Below are 5,749 nucleotides of genomic sequence, written 5' to 3' on the forward strand. Positions count from 1 at the left end.
CGACCGCACCGCAGACACGCTCCGACCGCCTGCCGGTTGTGAGAACAGCAGATCCCCGGACGGCGTAATCATTTTATCGCTAGACGTGGTTTGCCCGGGTAGCAGCGTTTCCATAGGTGAAATCCTTTGACGCTGATATATCCCAAGCCGCGTGGTGAATATAGAGGCTGTAGTCAGCACGGGAACTACGTTATTTTCTCCATCTTAATCCAGAACCACCCGATAGGACGTGCCTGCGTATGTACTGAACTAGTCTTGGGGGACTGTTTTGCTTGGTTGCTCCCTCGCAGGGGCGGGCGGCTCGTGTGTCCCAAAGTCCGGGTGAGTTTCTTCCATCCAGACGTACACGATCCCTCCAGAGATGAACATGAGAAGTGCCGTCATGTAGAATGCGGCTTCGGCGCTGACGAACTCCATCGAAAGCCCGATCAGGATTGCACCGACTGCGTAGCCGGAGTCGCGCCACATTCGATAGACACCCATACCCGCTGACCGCCACGTCGGGTGAGCGGCGTCGCTCGGCACAGTCATCAGGTTCGGATACAGCAACGCCATTCCCAAGCCTGAGACAGCGGCCATGACGGCCCACGCGAGGTACCCCTCTACAAGTACCATTCCGAGGACGCCGGCTCCCGCGAGGAACATCCCCAAGATGACGGGCGGTCGGCGGCCAATACGGTCAGCGAGCCCACCGGTCGCAATCTGGAGGAAGTACATCGCGCTGTGGACGCCGACGACGACACCGACAGCCGCAATACCGAGGCCTTGGCTTACCAGATACAGCGGGACGGCAATCCAGAACAGTGTGTCCACGAAGTTCTCGATGTGGCCGGCCTGCGCCGCAGCGAACAGCGTTCTGTCGCCGTAGGTCGCTCGCTTCACCACCTCGTTGAACGGCAAGTTCGCGTCGTGGTGATCGTCGTCGCCTTCGGCTTGGGCGTACTGGACGGTTTCCTTGATCAGGAAGATCGAGATGAGGAACGCCAGCACGACGACTATTGCGAGGAAGTAGAACGGTTCGGGCCGGAGACTCCACTGCCCAGCGATGGCGCCAGTGAGCCACGCACCGACAGCGACACCAGTGTAGCCGAACGACTCGTCGATGCCGACCGCGAGGCCGCGCTGGTCGGGTCCTGCAAGGTCGATCTTCGCGTTGATCGCCATACTCCACGTCAACGCTTGGTTAATACCTAGCAGGATGTTTCCGACCGTGATCCACCCCCAACTCGGAGCGAAGATGAGGATGATCGGCAGGGGGAGTGCCGTCGCCCATCCGGCGACGAGAACTGGCTTCCGGCCGTACTCCTCGCCCCATTTACCAGCGTAGAGGTTGAGGATCGACTTCACGATCCCGAACGAGACGACGAACGAACCGATAACGAGGAACGACGTGACGCCGAGGCCCTCCTCTCCCAGAACAGGGACGACGGTCCGTTCGGACCCGATGGTCAATCCGGTGGCGAACACCAGCAGGACGTGGAGCGAGAACTGCCCGAGGTGCTCGCGGATTCCCTGTTTGATTTCAGTTCCCGTACTCATGTTTATTCGGCAGCGCAGTTGTTGGGACCCAGCTCCAGTTCAGCCAACTCGTCGGTGGGAACCGACTCTTGACCGACATTCGTTCGCTTGACACGCTCGAAATTCGGGGGATGATCCGGGATATCCGACGCGAGTTCTTCGACGAACTCGTCGCGGTCGCGGCTGAGATCCGTGTTGCGTTCTTTGATTTCAGCGAGGGTCGCAGTCACCGGTGGTTCAGGCGAGCCGGGATCGTGTGCTGGCAGCACAACCGTATCGTCTGGCCTGTTCAACAGGCGCTGAAGACTCTCGTAAAGCGTCGCAGCATTCTGTTCGACCTCGGCGTCTTCGATACCGGCTTCGACGCCGAGTTCGACACGTCCCACGCTCTCGTGGAAGAGCGTATCGCCCGTGATCAACGCTACACCGTCGACATCGAATGAGACACTTCCTTCGCTGTGTCCCGGTGTGTGGATGACTTCGATATCGAGACTGCCGACCGTCACGCTCTGTCCATCCTCAACCGGCGTTGCGTCGATGGCGAGCGCGTCTTCCGGGTGAAGGTAGTAAGGAACGCCGTGTCGGTCGGCGAGTTCTACAGCACCCGAGACGTGGTCAGCGTGGGCGTGCGTGTCGAAGACGCCGACGAGTTCGGTGTCGTATTCATCGAGAATTGCCTCGTACTCAGCGAGGTAATGTGATGGATCGAAGAGCGCGGCTTCACCGGCCGAGATGAGGACGTGTGAGAGGCAGCCCTTCCCTGGGCGCGCGACCTGAATGAGCGTGCCATCGAGATTCGCTGGTACTTCTGCGTGGCGGTGCACGCGGCTCCAGCCATTCATTCCATCGGTGAGCGTCACCGCATTGTAGTCCAATTCTTGGAGCACTTCCGTCGCTGTCTCCGAGACGACACCTACGGCACAGACTGTAACTATCTCCTCCTCACGAGGAAGGTCCGAAAGAGGCCCCTTGGCTTGTTCAGGGTTGTCAGTTAATTCGTCGTAGACATCGACGTTGATACTACCCGGTATATGCCACTCTTCGAAGTCTTCTCGGTGGCGAATATCGAGGACCAGTGGCTTGCCGTCGCCATTTCGCAACTGCTCGCTGATTTTTTCCGGCGAGATCTCTTACATCGGTGCTTGTGGAGAGGAGGTATATTCGCATATGAGTACTGCCGGACATGACCGCCACTGTTAATTTTGACCGATTCAAAATAATTAGTATGAGCTTGTACGAGGCCACGATTCGAGTTAAACACGAGTGCCCGTACCGGGAGATCTCGGAACGACACCCGGACTTGACCATCCGTGAGTGGCCGCTAAGCGACTGTCAAGTACTGGAAATCACGTCAGAGACGACGCCGACTGATGAGCTGCGTGACGATATTGACCAACTCGGAACCGTTCTGCACGAATCGAAGGGTAACGAAGGGTATCACATCGTCACACAGTCGTGTCTCTGTTCACTCGAACAGTCGATTATCGACCGGTTTGAGAAACACAACTGCCTGTATCAGTCGCCAACGATCTACCGTCAAGGCTGGGAGCACTACACGGTAGTCGCGTTCGACGGCGAGGACATTCGAGAGCTGCTCGGTGATCTTCGCTCCGATAGAGAAATCGAACTGCTCTCGAAAACGTCGATTTCGGAAAAACAGATTCCACACAGTATGCTGGCTCCGGCGAACCAACTGTTCGAGAACATCACTGACCGACAGTTGGCAGCGCTCCAATTAGCACTGGAGAGTGGGTACTACGAACAACCACGGAAGACCTCGCTTCGAGACCTGGCCGATCAGACGGCAGTCGCTCGCTCAACGTATGAAGAGCACCTTCGAAAAGCGGAGAATAAACTCCTCACGAACGCGGGACAGTTCCTCCGATTGGTTACCGCGACATCGGCAGCCGACCCGCTACAAGTAGAGGAGACCCGACGAACCGAACAAGCCGCCGACTAGTCTGTCATCAGTTCGCCAGACAATCATCTAGCTTATAGCGCCATGTCACCGAATACTTACACACAAGAGCGCTACCGAACACAGTGACAGACGACCACGGCGGGTTTGAACACGCCCGAGAGAACGTTGACGGCCACCCGATGGTGAGTCTGCTCGGCTACGCCAAGCGCTACTGGCCGACCCTTACGCTCGGCGTGCTTGCGGCGTTTCTCACGAGGTTTGCCAGACTGGTCCCACCGATTGTCGTCGCGGCTGCGATCGATCGAGCGATCCGCGGATCGGCCGACGCGGGACTGCTGACCGACGTGGGTTTGCTACCGCAGGGCGAAATCACCGGCGAAGCGGCTCGGCTCGCGGTGCTCGAACAGCTCGTGCTCATCGCGGTGCTCGCGTACCTGGTCCGGTCGGTTGCGCGGTTTATCTCCCGGTATCTGCTTCAAGCGACCGCACAGAAGGTTCAGCGTGATCTGCGAAACGACACGTACGACCATCTCCAGCGGCTCTCGATGGACTTCTTCGCCGATCATCAGACCGGCGGTATGATGTCGATCCTCAACAGCGATATCAATCGGCTTGAGCAGTTCCTGAACACGGAGTTCCGACAGCTCATCCGCGTGGTCGCGACGGTCGGCGGAATCGCGATCATCTTGTGGACGTACTCGCCGAAGCTGGCGCTCATCGCGCTCGCGCCGGTCCCGGTCATCGGACTGGCTAGTAGCCAGTTTCTCACCTGGATCGAACCTCGATATAAATCGATTCGCGAGACAGTCGCTCGACTGAACACGCGGCTCGAGAACAACCTCGGTGGCGCCGCGGTGATCAAGTCGTTCGACCGGTACAGCTTCGAGGAGAGCCGAGTCGCTACGCAGAGCGAGGCGTACCACGACGAGAAGGTCGCGGCGCTTCGGATCCGACGGGGGTTCTTCGCGACCCTGCGACTGTTGACCGGCGTCGTATTCGTCCTCGTGCTCTACATCGGTGGCACCGATATCATCAGCGGCGTTCCCGGCGAGGCAGGGGCGCTGACCCTCGGCGGGTTCGCGCTCTTCTTCCTCCTGTTGCGGCGGCTGTACTCGCCGATGCGCCGGGTCGGGAAGTCGGCGAACAAGTACCAGCTCGCGAAGTCGAGCGCCGAGCGCGTGTTCGGGTTGCTCGGCCGCGAGCCCACGATCACCAGCCCCGACTCGCCGCACACCCCTGCGTCGATTGACGGAGAGGTCACGTTCGAAGACGTTACGTTCGCCTACGGGGACCGCGAGCCCGTCCTTCACGACGTCTCGCTCAACGTGCCGGCGGGGACGACGATCGGGCTCGCCGGGGCGACCGGGGCCGGGAAGTCGACGCTCCTGAAGCTTATTCCCCGGTTCCACGACGTCGACGATGGGGCCGTCCGGGTTGACGGGACCGATGTGCGGGAGTACGATCTACAGTCGTTGCGGGACGCCATCGCCATTGTCGAACAGAATCCGTACCTGTTCTCGGGGACCGTCGCGGAGAACATCGCGTACGGCGACCGCGAGACGCTTGAGGCCGAGTGGGCGGGAGAACCGGACGAAAGCGCCCGCGCTCGGGTCGAGCGGGCGGCCGAGGCCGCCGCGGCCGACGAGTTCATCGAAGATCTCCCAGATGGATACGACACGCAAGTCGGCGAGCGTGGCGTCAAACTTTCGGGCGGCCAGCGGCAGCGCCTCGCCATCGCCCGGGCACTGCTCAACGATCCCGAGATCATCGTTTTTGACGAGGCCACCTCAGACGTCGATACGGAGACCGAGGAACTGATTCAGGAAAGCCTCGAGCGGCTGGTCGAGGAGCGGACCGCGTTCATCATCGCCCACCGACTGTCGACGATCCAGAACGCGGACGAGATCGTTGTCATGGATCAGGGCCGGATCGTCGAGCAGGGAGGGCACGACGAGCTGGTTGCGGGCGAGGGAATATACGCGGATCTCTGGCAGGGGCAGGCTGACGCTGCTGCTGCCGACGACTGACGCTCGACCGGGGTGTCGGTATGTTCCCCGAATTATCCAAATATTGAGTAGCACTGAATTAGTGGGCGTGATATAAAATATTCTGAATAATCATATTCTGGAATATCATATCTAGAGATACCATCGACGAGATGTGCCACAATAAGGATAACTGGGTCGCTCTTATGTAGAGCTGCGGAAAGACCCCATAACAAGGCAGTCGATGGTGATATCGACAGATGCGCCTGTGAGATTCAGCGATCTAACGATCCCGAATGTATGAGCGGCCTGCTCCAAGCCTTGC

4 protein-coding genes and 1 pseudogene are annotated in these 5,749 nt (G+C 59.2%); 2 read left to right on the plus strand and 3 right to left on the minus strand.

Annotated features, from left to right (window positions below; all coding sequences use genetic code 11):
* Nucleotides 1-249 precede the first annotated feature (249 nt).
* Nucleotides 250-1,539, minus strand: a complete 1,290-nt coding sequence (locus EXE41_RS18175) for an MFS transporter (protein ID WP_137691743.1) — start codon at nucleotides 1,537-1,539, stop codon at nucleotides 250-252.
* A gap of 2 nt (nucleotides 1,540-1,541) precedes the next feature.
* Nucleotides 1,542-2,618: an MBL fold metallo-hydrolase gene (locus EXE41_RS18180; RefSeq protein WP_241987291.1), complete on the minus strand. Its 1,077-nt coding sequence runs from the start codon at nucleotides 2,616-2,618 to the stop codon at nucleotides 1,542-1,544.
* Between the two features lie 125 nt (nucleotides 2,619-2,743).
* Between EXE41_RS18180 and EXE41_RS18185 the strand changes: the two genes are divergently transcribed.
* Nucleotides 2,744-3,478, plus strand: a complete 735-nt coding sequence (locus EXE41_RS18185; protein ID WP_049933446.1) for a helix-turn-helix domain-containing protein — start codon at nucleotides 2,744-2,746, stop codon at nucleotides 3,476-3,478.
* Nucleotides 3,479-3,561: 83 nt separating this feature from the next.
* Nucleotides 3,562-5,466 carry an ABC transporter ATP-binding protein gene (locus EXE41_RS18190; RefSeq protein WP_089309450.1) on the plus strand — a complete coding sequence of 635 codons (1,905 nt, stop codon included), beginning with the start codon at nucleotides 3,562-3,564 and terminating at the stop codon, nucleotides 5,464-5,466.
* 162 nt (nucleotides 5,467-5,628) lie between these two features.
* Here the strand turns inward: EXE41_RS18190 and EXE41_RS18195 are convergent.
* A pseudogene (locus tag EXE41_RS18195) lies at nucleotides 5,629-5,749 on the minus strand (IS1595 family transposase); the annotation flags it as partial.

Origin of the sequence: Halorubrum sp. SD690R (assembly GCF_005435035.1) — an archaeon.
GTDB classification, from domain to species: Archaea; Halobacteriota; Halobacteria; order Halobacteriales; family Haloferacaceae; genus Halorubrum; species Halorubrum ezzemoulense.